Below are 14,057 nucleotides of genomic sequence, written 5' to 3'. Positions count from 1 at the left end.
CCGCGCGCAGCCGCAGCGCGCACGCGGGCCCCAAGGCGATCACCACCTCAGGGCCGACGATCCCGCTCTGGCCGGGCAAGGCGCCCGGGGCCCCTGCCCGCCTGCCCGAACGCAAGGTCGCGCAAGGGAGCACGGACCCGAGCTTCGATGAGCGCATCGTCACCGGCGTCGGCACGCCCTGGCTCGAAGTGCGCCAGCCTGCCTACCGCAATGGTTCGGCGGTGCTGCTGATCCCGGGCGGCGGCTACGGCTTCCTCGCCTGGGACAATGAGGGTGAGGAGCAGGCCCGCTGGCTGACCCAGCGCGGCGTCACCTGCTTCATCCTGTCCTACCGCCTTCCCGCAGAGGGCTGGGCCAAGCGCGCCCTCGTGCCCTTGCAGGACGCGCAGCGCGCGATGCGCATCATCCGCTCGCGCGCCAGCGAGTTCGCGCTCGACCCGCAGCGTGTGGCCGTGCTCGGCTTTTCGGCAGGCGGCCATCTGGGCGGCAGCCTCGCCACGCGCTTTGCCGAAGAGACCTATGCGCCGCGCGACGCGATCGACGAAGTCTCGGCCCGCCCTGACCTTGCCGGACTCATCTACCCGGTCATCTCGCTGGCCGAGCCCTTCACCCACGCCGGCTCGCGCGACAACCTGCTGGGGCAAGGTGCGCCCGCCAAGGATGCCGAATACGCCTCGGTCGAGAACCGGGTTGGCGCGGACACCCCGCCAGTCTTCCTCACCGCAGCAAGCGACGATGGCCTCGTGCCCATCCAGAATTCGCTCGCGATGTATTCGGCGATGCTTGCGGAGCAGCGCCCGTGCGAATTCCACGGCTTCGACAAGGGCGGCCACGGCTTCGGCGTGCGCCTCGATCCCGCCACGCCCGCCCACGCCTGGCCCGACCTTTTCTACGCCTACGGGCAGCGCCACGGAGTCTTCGCGGCATGAAGCGCCTTGTCCTGCTGCTCGCCGGAGCGGCCCTCCTGATCTCAGCGGACGAGCCCGCCCCCTACCAGTCGAGCCCGGAACGCCGCACGGTCGAGGAGACCCGCGACTGGGGCCCCTGGGCCGGCCCGTTCCGCGACAAGCTGGTCCCCTCCATGATGCGCGACTTCGGTGAGCGCTATCTCTACGCCCCCGCCAACGCGAAGCTGGCCCCGCCCGCGCCGAGCGAACAGCGCGTTGTCTTCATGGGCGATTCGATCACCGACTTGTGGAACCTCGAACGCTTCTTCCCGGGCAAGCCCTATGTGAACCGCGGCATCGGCGCGCAGGTCACCGCGCAGATGCTGGTCCGCTTCGAGCAGGACGTCGTCGCCCTGAAGCCCCGCGCCGTGGTCATCCTGGGCGGCGTCAACGATGTCTCGGGCATGCTTCAGGTGGAGACCACCGAGGGCATTGTCAGCAACATCACCGCGATGGCCGACATTGCCGAGCGCCACGGCATTGAGGTCGTGCTCTGCTCGATCCTTCCGGTCACCAACACGCCCGAGGCGCAGTGGGTCGAGGCCGAACGCAAGCCCGCCCAGTTGCGCGCGATCAACGCGCGCCTGCGCCAGCTTGCCGCCGCGCGCGGCTACGCCTTTGCCGATTACGCCCCGGCGATGAAGACTGAGAAGGGCCTGCTGAAACCAGAATTCACAAAGGATGGCATCCATCCCAGCGCGGCGGGCTATGACGTCATGGCGCCAATCGCCGCAGCGGCGATCGCACAGGCCCTGAACGAGGGTACTCGCTAAGCGATCAGTTCACCCAAATCGGAAATTTTCAAGCACGTTTCCAATAGGAAGCGCGCACCGTGACGCGTTCGCGCAACACTGGACCGACAAATGTTAGCGGTCATCATTTTGTGTTGCGCGGGTATTTCACCGGTGATAGTAGCCAGCGCCACGGCGCGGCAATCGTCAGCATTCGTACCTATAGATTTTGCCGCATCGCAAAATGATAGCGCTATCTAATAGATGCAGCGCAGCAGAGTTGGGACAGGAGGGCACCGAAATGGCAGCGTTCACTCGCATTCGTAACAGTTTCACCGGAATCCGTGGGGATATGCTCCTGCGCGCAGGCACTTCCGCGACCGCACTCGCGATCTGCGCCATGCCCGCGCTCGCCGCGGCGCAGGAGGCGGACACGCCTGCCGAAGCCACGCTCAACGAAGAGCAGGCGATCATCGTCACCGGCATCCGCGCCTCGCTCGAGAGCGCGATCGACCGCAAGCGCGACGCCGAAGTCGTCGTCGATTCGATCACCGCGCAGGACATCGGCGCCCTTCCCGACCGTTCGGTTTCCGAAGCGCTCCAGCGCATCCCGGGCGTCACCCTGCAGCGCACCAGCGAAGCGCGCGACCCGGCCCGTCTGTCGGGTGAAGGCGGCGGCGTCTTCATTCGCGGCCTCTCCTTCGTGCGCTCCGAGCTCAACGGCCGTGACGTGTTCTCGGCCAACAGCGGCAACTCGCTTTCGTTCGAGGACATCTCGGCCGACCTCATGTCGGGCGTGGACGTCTACAAGAACCCCTCGGCGGACATGATCGAGGGCGGCATCGGCGGCACCATCGACCTGCGCACGCGCAAGCCCTTCGATGCACCAGGCTTCGTGGCCGCGGTCTCGGGCGACGTGAACTACGCGGACCTGCGCTCCAAGAGCTTCATGTCGGGCAGCGCGCTCGTCAGCGACCGCTTCGACACGGGTCTGGGCGAAATCGGCGTCCTCGTTTCCTACTCGATCAGCAACATCGGCAACCGCACCGATTCGATCTCGGCCGACCGCTTCCTTCAGCGCACGATGTCCGAGGATGCCAATGGCTATGCCGAAGGCGACACGGTCTACGTCCCCAACTCGGTTGGCTTCCGCCGCATCGACTGGCAGCAGGAACGCCGCGCCTTCGACGCCTCGCTGCAGTGGCGCCCTTCGGGTACGCTCGAGTTCACCGCCGAGGCGCTGATCTCGACCGCCAAGCCGCGTGACACCGAATACTACATCGGCAATTCGACCCAGATGGACCCGACCACCCCGGGCTTCGTCTATGGTGAGCAGAACCAGCTCGTCTCGGGCGTGGCCGACAACCAGCAGCCGCTGCTCGACACGCGCGCGGGCAGCCAGGACAAGAAGAACCAGGACTACTCGTTCAAGGCCCTGTGGGAGCCCGACAGCCACTGGACCGTGACGGCCGACGTCCAGTACTCGAAGTCGACCGCCAGCGTCTATTCGATGACCGCCTTCACCGGCACGGACGTGGGTACCACCTTCGACTTCGACCTCGATGGCAATACGCCCTACATGAACATGCGTCCGACCGATCCCTCGCAGTCGCTGGCGGAAAAGAGCGCGAACTGGTGGGCCGCGGCGATGGACCACCTCGAGGACAACGAGGCGGACCAGTGGGCGATCCGCGGCGATGTCGAATACAAGTTCGACGAAGGCTTCCTGAAGTCGCTCAAGGTCGGCGGCCGCTGGTCGGACCGCACCGCGATCACGCGCCAGACCACCTACAACTGGGGTCTTCTTTCGGGCCAGTACTGGCTTCCGGGCAACGAAGTGCGCCTTGATGAAACCGGCTACCCGGGTGGCCCGCAGATCGCGGACCTGCCCAACCAGTCGACGTTCGTGGACTTCAACAACTTCTTCCGCGGCGAAGCCAGCAACCCGACTTCGGGCCTGTGGCTCCCCGCCCCCAGCCTCGTCAATCAGGGCACGGGCCATGCCTTCGACTACCTGGGCGCCACGCTCTCGAACGGTTGGGGCTGGGCTCCGCTCAGCGACGACTTCTCGCAGACCACCGGCCAGGGCGGCATCAACAACCAGGGCCAGGAAGTTCTCGCCGGCTACGCGATGGCGCGCTTCGGCATGGACTACAGCCCGGTCGGCCGCTTCGACGGCAACGTGGGCGTGCGTGTGGTGCACACCAAGCTCAACTCGCTGGGATCGGCGATCAACGTCGGGACACTGAGCGTCACCTGCGATTCGGCCACGACCGACTGCTCCGACTACGAACGCGCACTCGCCTTCGCCTCGGGTGACCTTGGTACGTCGATCACCTCGGGCAGCAACAGCTACACCGACGTCCTGCCCAGCTTCAACCTGCGCTACTTCGTGACCGACGACTTCCAGGTCCGCTTCGCGGCCTCGAAGGGCATCTCGCGTCCGACCTTCGCGCAGCTGAACCCGTACACCTCGCTGAACTTCTCGTTCGACAACGACGGCAACCCCAACGGCACGGGCGTGGGCGGTGCGACCACCGCCTTCACCGGCACCGCGGGCAACCCGGATCTGAAGCCCACCCGCTCGAACAACTTCGACCTCAGCTTCGAGTATTACTACGGCCGTTCGAACAGCCTGACGCTCGCGCTCTTCTACAAGGAAATCAGCGACTACATCTTCGTCGGTCTCGAGCAGCAGGAGTACACCAGCGGCGGCGAGACGATCGCCTTCGACGTCAACCGCCAGACCAACGGCGCCAAGGGCAAGATCAAGGGCTTCGAGCTGGCCTACACCCAGTTCCTCGACTTCCTGCCCGGACCGCTCTCGGGCCTGGGCTTCACCGGCAACCTGACCTACGTCGACTCGACGGGCGGCGCGAACTCCTCGGTCAACGTCTTCGACACCGCCAACGGCGAGAACGCAGGCCTCAACCTGCCGCTCGAAGGCCTCTCGAAGTGGTCCTACAACGTGGCTGCGATCTACGAGACGCCCGGCATCTCGGCCCGCGTCGCCTACAACTGGCGCAAGAAGTACCTGCTGACCACGTCGGCGGCGAACATCAACTACCCGGTCTGGAACGACGACTACGGCCAGCTTGATGCCTCGATCCTGGTCAACGTGAACGAGCACCTCAAGGTCGGTGTGCAGGGCACCAACCTGCTCACCTCGCGCACGTACCTGCGCGTCGGCGATCCCAGCTTCCAGCCGCGCTACAGCTGGACCGAGACCGACCGCCGCGTCGCCATGGTCGTGCGCACGCGCTTCTGATACCAGCTCCTCCCTGGCCCCGGCTTTTCCTGCAAGGGAGAGGCCGGGGCCGATTTTCAATGGGAGCGTTGTTGCAATGGCCGGACCCGAACCCCAGCCTGTCCATTTCGTCATTGCCGGAGGCGGCAGTGCAGGTTGGATCTCGGCCGCGGTGCTGGCCCGTTTTCTCCCGCCTCCCGCCGCGCGGATCACCCTCGTCGAATCCGAGGACATCGGCATCATCGGCGTGGGCGAGGCCACTGTTCCCCTGATCGGTGAGCTCAACCGGTTCCTGGGCATCCACGAGCCCGACTTCGTGGCCGCCACCAACGGCACCTTCAAGCTCGGCATCGAATTCGCCGACTGGGGCGAGATCGGCAACCGCCACTTCCACGGCTTTGGCGACTATGGCGCCGACATAGCCGGCCTTCCCGTCCACCAGCACTGGCTGCGCCTTGCCCGCGAGGGTCAGGTTCCGGCGCTGGGCGACTTTTCCATGGCCGAAGTGCTGGCCTCCCAGGATCGTTTCGTGCCGCACGAAGCCCTTTCGGGCGAAGCCGCGCAGTTCCGCCACGCCTTCCACTTCGACGCTGCGCTCTACGCCGCGTACCTGCGCCGCCTTGCCGAGGGCATGGGCGTCAAACGTATCGAAGGGCGCATCGAACATGTCACCCGCGATGGCCGGAGCGGCCATGTGCGCGCCCTCCAGCTTGACGGGGATCGGCGCATCGAGGGCGACGTGTTCCTCGACTGCACCGGCTTTGCCAGCCTGCTTCTGGGCCAGACACAAGGTGTCGGCTTCGAGGACTGGAGCCAGTGGCTCCCGTGCGACCGCGCGGCCGCTGTTCCCTGCGCGCGCGCCGGACGCTTCACACCCTTCACCCGCTCCACCGCAAAAGAGGCGGGCTGGCAGTGGCGCATTCCGCTCCGGAACCGCACCGGCAACGGCCATGTCTATTCCAGCGCCCATATCTCGGACGACGAGGCAGTAGCGCAGCTTCTGGATGGTCTCGACGGCGAAGCTCTGGCCGAACCGCGTCTGCTGCGCTTCACGCCCGGGCGCCGCTCCCGTTTCTGGGAGGGCAACGTGATTGCCATCGGTCTTGCCGCAGGCTTCCTCGAACCGCTGGAATCGACCGCGATCCAGCTGATCCAGACCGGCGTCACCCGGCTCGTCGAGTTCCTGCCCGGCAAGGTGCCCGACCCCGCATTGGCGGCGGAATACAACCGCCAGACCGCGCTCGAATACGAGCGCATCCGCGATTTCATCATCGCCCACTACTGCCGCACGCGCCGCACCGAACCGCTCTGGCGCCAGGTCGCGGCGATGGACCTGCCAGGCACCCTTCGCGCCAAGCTCGACGCCTGGGATGCCAGCGGCCGGGTTCCGATGTACGATCTGGAATCGCACCAGGAACCCAGCTGGGTTGCCATTCTGCTGGGTCAGGGCGTGCTTCCCCGCGCGGTTAATCCACGCACGCAGCTGCTCCCCGAAAGGGACCTGCACGCCCTCCTCGACCAGCGCCGCACCACGCTTGCCCGCGCCGCCGAGCGGCTGCCCGACCACGCGACCTTCATCGCAAGGACCTGCGCTGCAAAGCCTGCCCCGGCGACCTGAGGCCCATGCTCAGTCGAGGATGCGCTTCTTGAGGTGGTGCAATCCCAGATACATGCCGATCACCATGACCGGCGTCAGCGCGGCCACGACAAGGTGCGCATGGAAGTGCGGGGCAAGTAGTTCAACGCCCTCCAGCATGTGCGCGATGAGGCTGATCCCGTAATAGCTGAGCGCTACGACCGAGAGGCCCTCGACCAGTTGCTGCAGGCGCAGCTGGCGCGTGCTCGAGCGCTCCATCGAGGCGAGCAGCCGCCCATTCTGGTTCTCGATGCGGGTCTCGACGCGTGTGCGCAGCAGCGAGACCAGCCGCTCGGTGCGCTGGGCCAGTTGCTCCTCGCGGCGGCGATGGGCCGCGCAGGTGCGCACGGCGGGCAGGAAGCGGCGCTGGGTAAAATCGGCAAGCGAGGGATGCCCCGGACAGGCGCGGATGTGGAGCCCCTCCAGCCGGTCCTCGACGATGGTGGCGTAAGCCTGCGTCGCGCTCAGGCGATAGTCCGTCTCAGTCGAATGGGCGATGAGCTCCATCGAGAGACGCGTGACCTCGCTCAGGAGATCATCGTCGCGCACTTCGGGATCGGCGACCTGCGAGGTGAGATCGCTGAGTTCATCCTCGATCCGGTCGAGCAGCTTCCAGCCATCCTGCGCCACCGGCAGGCCGAGCAGCGCCAGATTGCGGTAATTGCCCAGTTCCTGCAGGCGCTGCACCGAGCGCGAGAGATCGCCGCCCGCCATGCCGTTGGCCGCCACAAGGATCTGGCCGTAGCCCTCATCACGAAACCGGAAGTCGGACCACACCCGCGCGGCCTGTTCGCCGTCCTGGCAGGAAATATGGCAGCTGACGAGGTCGAGCGGGTCGTAGCCCATCGCCGGGATCAGCGTGCGGGCGGCGTCCTCGTCGGGCACGATCAGCACGCGGATCGCGCGCAGGACCTTGCCCGGCATCCCCTTGGCCCAGCTCAATGCTTCCAACGCGGCCGGATCGGGCGCGAAGTTGCCCTGCGCGTCCAGGAGCAGGCGGTCGATGAAGAGCGTCGTCGTGCTGGCCTCGCTCTGGCGCTCCCAGCCAAAGGCAATGCCGGGTCCGAGCGAGCCGGCGCGATGGCGCGGGTTTTCGCTGCGCCCGGCGACACCGCCCGAGGGCAGCGTCTCGACGCAGCGCAGTTCGGCTTCGCGCTGCTCGGGCTGGAGCACGCGCACGAACTGTATGATCGTGGAGGGCGCGCAGACGTGGGGCCAGCGCCGCAGGTGCATTTCCCCGACGATACGCCGCCTGAGGTCGTGTTCGTTCAGCATGTCCCCGTGTCCTCCTGCCAGTCCCCATCAAGCCGCGCTGCAGCGACCACCACCTGCCCCAGCGAAAGCCCGCCATCGCCTGCCGGAACGCGGTGATGGACAAGCGGCACAGCGCCCATATCCTCGATCCGCTGCGCCACCGCCTCGCGCAGGATGCGATTGTTGAACACCCCACCGCTCAGCGCCACCCGACCATGGGATAAGGACGCCTCCCCTGCGCTGGCCAGCGCGACAAGCGCATCGGCCAGCCCCAGATGGAAGCGCGCGGCGATCGGTCCGACCGGCACGCCCGCGCCCAGATCGCGCGCCAGCGCCTGCCACAGGTGCGCGAAGTCCAGCCGCGCAAGACCCGCCGCATCACGGGCGAGGCCGAAGGGATAGCCGGTCTCCCCCGTCACGAAAGGTCGGGCCGCGGCCTCCAGCGCCATGGCGGCCTCACCTTCGTGGGAGATGCTCGGTCCGCACAGGTCCAGCGCCGCGGCCACGGCATCGAACAGCCGCCCGCCCGAGGAACAGACCGGGCTGTTGAGCCCCTGCGCAATGGCGCGTTGCAGGACCTGGCGCGATGGTCCTGCGGGCACGCGCTCGGCCAGCAATGGCACCGCGTCGGCCCATGCGTCCCCGAAAGCATGGCGGAGGTGCGCGAGCAGGTTGCGCCAGGGCTGCTTCATCGCCGCTGCTCCGCCCGGGAGCGCCACGGCAGGCAGCGCGCCGGTTCGCGCGGCCCTGCCATAGCCGCCACGCAGCACCTCACCGCCCCACAGCGTACCATCGCCGCCAAGGCCAAGGCCATCGCACACAAGGGCCGTGACCGTCCCGCCCGCCGCGATGCCATTCTCGGCCAGACACGCGGCAAGGTGCGCGTGGTGATGATCGACGGTGACAAGCGGAAGGCCGCGCTCGTGCGCCAGGGCGCTGCCGATCCGGGTGGAGGCATAGTCCGGGTGGCCGTCCACCGCGATAGCGCCCGGCGTGAAGGCGTAGAGATCGCAGAAAAGGTCAAGCATGCGCCGATAGTCGGCGCGCGCGACCGCGTCCTCCAGATCTCCGATATGGGGCGACAGGACGGCCTCGCGCCCGCGCAGCAGGCAGAAGGTGGCCTTGAGCTCGCCCCCCATGGCGAGGATCGGCACGGGCGCGGCGAGGCTTTCGGGCAGAAGGATCGGGTCGGGCGCCAGTCCGCGTGCCCGGCGCAGGACCACGGGCCCGCGCGCATCGAAGGCCATCACGCTGTCGTCGATGCGGTTGACGATGGCCCGGTCATGACCAAGCCAGGCATCGGCGATCCCGGCAAGTTTCGTGCGCGCCTCGCCATCATCGGTCACTTGCGGCTCGTCGCTGCGGTTGCCCGAGGTCATCACCAGAGGCGCCTGCAGCGCATCCATCAGGAGGTGATGGAGCGGCGTGTAGGGCAGCAGGAGCCCCAGGTGATCCTGCCCCGGGGCCACGCGCTCGGGCAAGGCGGCTCCGTCCTGGCGAAGCGGCAGGAGGACGATGGGCGCGGCCGGGCTCTCCAGCGCCTGCGCGGCTTCGTCCGACACTTCGCACAGCTCCCGCGCAGCTGTCAGCGAGGGAACCATGACCGCAAAAGGTTTGGCATCGCGCGCCTTCCGGCTGCGCAGATTTGCCACGACCCCGGCATCTGAAGCGAGGCAAGCGAGATGGTAGCCCCCCAGCCCCTTGATCGCGACGATACGCCCCATGCGCAGCAGGTCCACGCTTGCAGCCAGCGGATCGGGCGCGCCCTCCCCCTCTCCGCTCAGTTCCAGCTGGGGCCCGCAGGCGGGGCAGGCGATGGGCTGGGCGTGAAAGCGTCGGTCCGCAGGGTCTGCGTATTCGCGCGCGCAAGGCTCGCACAGCGCAAAGTCGGCCATGCTGGTGCGGGCACGATCATAGGGGAGCGCGGACATGATCGAGAGACGCGGCCCACAATGGGTGCAGTTTCCGAATGCATAGCCGTGGCGCCGGTCGTCAGGATCGCGCAGTTCAGCGCGGCACGCCGGACAGGTCGCCGCATCGGGCACGATGCCCGTTGTCACGGCCCCGCCCCCACTGCGCGCAATCGCGAAGTCCTCACCGCAGGCGAAGGGCGCAGTGTCCACGACCTCCACCGAGAACACGCGGGCGAGCGGCGGAGCCTCATGCCGCAATCGCGCCTCGAAACGGTCGAGCGCCTCGGATGGGCCTGCGACGCGCACAAGGACGCCCTCGCCATCGTTGGCAACATCGCCCGCCAGCCCAAGCGCGCGGGCGCACTGCCACACGAACGGACGGTAGCCGACCGCCTGCACCTGTCCGCGCACGCGCAAGGTCCGGTAACTGCGATCCACGGTGAGGGGATCGGCGGCGCGCGCCATCAGTGCACCGTGCAGACCATGCAGGGGTCGAACGAGCGAACCACGTGCTGCACGGCCACCGGCTCCTCTTCGCCGGGCCGGATCGGGGTTCCCTCCAGCGCCTGCTCCAAGGGGCCGGGAACACCGCGCCGGTCGCGCGGGCTGAAGTTCCAGGTGGTGGGCGCAATGATCTGGTAATGGTCGAGCCGCCCTGCGTCCGCGCGCAGCCAGTGCCCAAGCGATCCGCGCGCGGCCTCGGTCAGCCCGGCGCCTTCCCCGGCCGAAGCCAGCGCGCTGTGGTCGATGAAGGGCGCCTCGGGATCGATCGCGGAAATCCACGTTTCCATCGCAGGTACGACGAGGGCGAGTTCGAGCATGCGCGCCGCGATGCGCGCGGTGACATGGCCGCCCTTGCGGGCCATATCGAGCGCGAGGGGATGGCCCTCCACAAGCAGGCGGGAGAGCGCGCCGACCTCCACCACCTGCCCACCCAGACGCGGCGCCTTGCACCACGAGTAGGCATCCTCGTTCTGCACGTCGGGCACCGGCGCATCGCGCAGCGGGCCCTTCGCTCCGGGGCCTTGCGCGTACCAGGCATGGCTCACGTCCTCGGCGATGGAGGCGGTCTCGAGCGGCTGCACCGCGCCGGCCACCCACACCCCTTGCCCGAAGAGATGGCCTCTCCCCTGTTCGTAGGCGCCAAAGCTCATGTGCGCGTTGCGCGTGCGCCCGAGCCGGTCCAGCTCCAGCGCGCGCGCCACCTGGAGGAACTGCGCAAAGTCGCTGCTGCGCCCCTCGCTCCAGGCGTGGAGAGCCTCGGCGCTCGCCAGCTCGCCCACGGCTTCCAGGCTGTCCCCGAAGAGCGTGGTTTCCAGGTACTGACGGAAGCGGCGGATGAGGGTAAGCACCTGGACCTTCTCAGGCCGCGAGATGGCCCGGGTCGAGCCGCCAGGCTGGATCGAGAGCGTGTGCGGCCACTTGCCCGCCAGCAGCCCCATGATCTCCATCCAGCTTGCGCGCGCCTGCAAGGCCTCGCGCGCGGCGCTGCCCTTGATCGCGCGGAACCGCGCCGCAACAGGCGTGTACCAGGCTTCCTTGGCGTACACCTCCCGCGCGAAGTCGGGCATGAAGAAGAGGTAGAAATGCGTAAAATGGTCCGCCAGGTTCTCAACCGCGTGGACAAGGTTCACCGCGTAGGCCCCCGCCTCGGGCACCGCAGCGGGACTGAGCCTTGCCAGCGCGCGCGCGGCCGCGACCGACTGCGAGACCGAGCAGATGCCGCAGATGCGCGGCGCATAGACCAGCGCGTCGTGGACCGGCTTTCCCACCAGCATACGCTCGAACCCGCGGTAGAGCGGTGAGGAGACTTCGGCGCTGACCACGGTGTCGAGACTGGTGTCGAGGCGTACTTCCAGGTCGCCCTCGACCCGGTTGAAGGGCCCCATGATGAGGCGCGTGCCCTCCCCGCTCATCGCTTGCCCTTGCCCGGCTTTGGGCCACCGGCGTCCCGCGCCTTGTCGCGCGGCAACGTCACCATGCGGTCGCGCGCGGCGTTGTCCTTGAGGCGTGCAGGCGTAGCTGCCTTCGACAGCGAGGCGAGCGCGACGAACCAGGCCTTGGGCATGTCGGTCGGCAGGCCCACCGGGATACCGGAAATCTTGGGCGTCTGGGTGAATTCATGGCCCGGCTCTTCGAAGCCCGGCGCGGTGCAGTTGATGCAGGGATAGTTGCCATCAAGGCAGGAGCCCGAGCCGTTCCAGGCGCGGATATTGCAGTCCGCGCGCGCCTGCGTGCCCTTGCAGCCCAGGTGCTCCATCATGCAGCCCATGTCGCACAGGTTCTCCGCGCTCGCCTTGAACTCGTAGAACTCGTTGCGCGCGCAGCCATGATGGACAAGATGTCCGGTGTAGGCGAGCGGCCTTTGCCACTCGTCGATATCGCGCTCATCGAAGACCCCTGCCGCAATCTGCTGAACGGTCTGGGTAAACCAGTCGGGGTGGATCGGACAGCCCGCAATGTTGATGACCGGCAGGCCCTTGCCCGAACGGAATTCAGGGCCCAGCAGACCGCCCGCCTGGCGCCCGTCATAGGCAAGCCCCACCGCGCCGACCTCGTTGCCGCCCGCCGCCGTGATCCCGCCAAAGGCCGCACAGCTGCCAACCGCAAGCACATAGTCCGCCCGCAGCGCCACGCGCTCTATCACGCGCATCATCGCCTCGTCGGTTCCCGCCATGCGGTGAAACAGGCCGGTGCCATCAGGGCCGGTCATGACCGAGCCTTCAAGGCAGAAGATGTCGAGAGCTTCGTCTCCTGAGGCGACCGCCTCGATCCGCGCGCGCGCCTCGCGTCCGCTGGCCGCGCTCAGCGACGGGTGCCAGACGATCTCCACACCGGCCAGTTCCAGGGCCGAGACGAGATCGGGCCCCTGCGCGCCGAGCAGCGAGAGCGTGCAGCCCCCGCAGCCCCCCGATTGCAGCCAGAGCAGACGCACGGGCCGCGTCATGACGTGCCCTCGCCAGCTGGGAGCGTCAGAATGAACGAAGCGCCCCCGGACGCGTTCTCGGCGTAGGCAAGGCTGCCGCCCAGCTTAGCGGCCATGTTGTAGCTGACGTAGAGCCCCAGCCCCGTACCCGAACCGATCGGCTTGGTGGTAAAGAAGGGCTCGAAGATCTTGTCCCGGTTGGCGGGCGCGATGCCCGGTCCGTTGTCCGCCACCTCCAGGTAGACCAGCGCGCCCTCGCGCCAGGCGGTCACGCGCACCTCGCCGGCTTCGCGGCCTTCCAGCGCGTCGCAGGCGTTCTGAACAAGGTTCACCGCGATCTGGTGCAGCTGGCCCTTGCGGCTCGTCACGTCGAGCGGATCGGGCAGCTTGAAATGGAACTCGGGCCGCGCGCGCTGGGCCTTGGCCACCCATTCCGCCGCCGTGCGCACGAGGCGGGTGAGGTTGAAGGTCTCGGGCGTCTCCTCCTGGTTGGAGGAGAAACGCCGCAGGTCCTGGACGATGTCGCGCACGCGCTCGGCACCTTCCAGCGTCCCGTCGACGAGGGGGCCGATGTCTTCCAGGATACGGTCGATGCGCAGCTGCGTGCGCAGCGCCTCCAGTTCCGGATCAGAGGGCGCGCGGCCCGTGGCCTCCAGGTAGCGCGCGATTGCCTCGCCGTAGCGCTTGAGCGCGTACATGTTGCCGAAGACGAAGCTGATCGGGTTGTTGAGCTCGTGCGCGACGCCCGCGACAAGGCGGCCGAGCGCGGCCATCTTCTCGCTCATCAGGAGCTGTTCCTGCGTGCGCTTCAGGGTGCTGTGCGCCTCGTCGAGTTCGCGGTAGGCGCGCTGCAGTTCGCCCAGCGGCCTTCCGACGAAGACGAAGCCGCAGGAGCGCACACTTCCCTCGCGGCGCGGGGCGATGTTGGTGGAGATGAGGCCAAGCGCACCGCCGGGCATCTGGAGGTGCCATTCGCGCTGATCGACCAGCGTGCCCGCGCGCACCTCGTTCATCGCTGCATGCACGTCCTTGCGCTCGCCGGGCGCAAAGAGCGCCTCGACCTCGCGCCCGAGCAGCGCCTCCTCGCTTTCGCCCAGGATCCGGACAAGCGCGCGGTTGGTGCGCAGGATGTGCCCCTCGGCATCACAGGCGATGACGACATCGGTCATGGCATCGAGAACGGAACCGATGAAGTCGTGCGCCTCGCCCAGTTCGCGGTGCTGCTCCTCGAGCGCGGTCTGCGATTCCACGAGCTCGGAATAGACCGCGTCCATCTGCTGGATGACCTCGATCCACAGCTCCTCGCTGCCGCCTTCGCCCAAGGCCCCGGCGATCCCGTCAACCCCGCCCGCCAGCAGCGGCGGGGGTGTCGGGGTGCCTCTATGTCCCTGGTTCACCACGGA

9 protein-coding genes are annotated in these 14,057 nt (G+C 67.7%); 4 read left to right on the top strand and 5 right to left on the bottom strand.

What is annotated here, in order from left to right; genetic code table 11:
• Positions 1-38: 38 nt before the first annotated feature.
• From MTR65_RS11250 to MTR65_RS11235, 4 genes are all read left to right on the top strand, one after another.
• Positions 39-929, top strand: coding sequence for an alpha/beta hydrolase (locus MTR65_RS11250; protein ID WP_243800174.1), 891 nt, complete (start codon positions 39-41; stop codon positions 927-929).
• On the top strand, positions 926-1,720 hold the full coding sequence (locus MTR65_RS11245; protein ID WP_243800171.1) for a GDSL-type esterase/lipase family protein: 795 nt from the start codon (positions 926-928) through the stop codon (positions 1,718-1,720). The genes MTR65_RS11250 and MTR65_RS11245 overlap by 4 nt, the downstream gene beginning before the upstream one ends.
• Before the next feature lie 259 nt (positions 1,721-1,979).
• Positions 1,980-4,946 (top strand): TonB-dependent receptor, encoded by a 2,967-nt coding sequence (locus MTR65_RS11240; protein ID WP_243800169.1) that lies wholly within the window; start codon positions 1,980-1,982, stop codon positions 4,944-4,946.
• A 76-nt stretch (positions 4,947-5,022) separates the two neighbouring features.
• Positions 5,023-6,543 (top strand): tryptophan halogenase family protein, encoded by a 1,521-nt coding sequence (locus tag MTR65_RS11235; protein WP_243800167.1) that lies wholly within the window; start codon positions 5,023-5,025, stop codon positions 6,541-6,543.
• Positions 6,544-6,552: 9 nt separating this feature from the next.
• On the opposite strand, the gene MTR65_RS11230 is transcribed toward MTR65_RS11235, so the two are convergent.
• The 5 genes from MTR65_RS11230 to MTR65_RS11210 are packed head-to-tail and all read right to left on the bottom strand — an operon-like array spanning position 6,553 to position 14,051.
• Positions 6,553-7,836 carry a DUF3422 domain-containing protein gene (locus MTR65_RS11230; RefSeq protein WP_243800165.1) on the bottom strand — a complete coding sequence of 428 codons (1,284 nt, stop codon included), beginning with the start codon at positions 7,834-7,836 and terminating at the stop codon, positions 6,553-6,555.
• A complete protein-coding gene (gene hypF, locus MTR65_RS11225) occupies positions 7,830-10,193 on the bottom strand; it encodes a carbamoyltransferase HypF (protein WP_243800162.1) in 2,364 nt (787 codons plus the stop codon). The genes MTR65_RS11230 and hypF overlap by 7 nt, the downstream gene beginning before the upstream one ends.
• A complete protein-coding gene (locus tag MTR65_RS11220) occupies positions 10,193-11,644 on the bottom strand; it encodes a nickel-dependent hydrogenase large subunit (protein WP_243800160.1) in 1,452 nt (483 codons plus the stop codon). Before MTR65_RS11220 ends, hypF begins: the two co-directional genes overlap by 1 nt.
• Positions 11,641-12,675: an NADH-quinone oxidoreductase subunit B family protein gene (locus MTR65_RS11215; protein ID WP_243800157.1), complete on the bottom strand. Its 1,035-nt coding sequence runs from the start codon at positions 12,673-12,675 to the stop codon at positions 11,641-11,643. The genes MTR65_RS11220 and MTR65_RS11215 overlap by 4 nt, the downstream gene beginning before the upstream one ends.
• Positions 12,672-14,051 (bottom strand): sensor histidine kinase, encoded by a 1,380-nt coding sequence (locus MTR65_RS11210; protein WP_243800154.1) that lies wholly within the window; start codon positions 14,049-14,051, stop codon positions 12,672-12,674. The genes MTR65_RS11215 and MTR65_RS11210 overlap by 4 nt, the downstream gene beginning before the upstream one ends.
• Between the last annotated feature and the right edge of the window lie 6 nt (positions 14,052-14,057).

The organism is Novosphingobium mangrovi (assembly GCF_022818885.1).
Taxonomy (GTDB): Bacteria; Pseudomonadota; Alphaproteobacteria; order Sphingomonadales; family Sphingomonadaceae; genus Novosphingobium; species Novosphingobium mangrovi.
The sequence above is the reverse complement of the archived record's forward strand: the minus strand, read 5'-3'. Positions and strand labels throughout refer to the sequence as shown.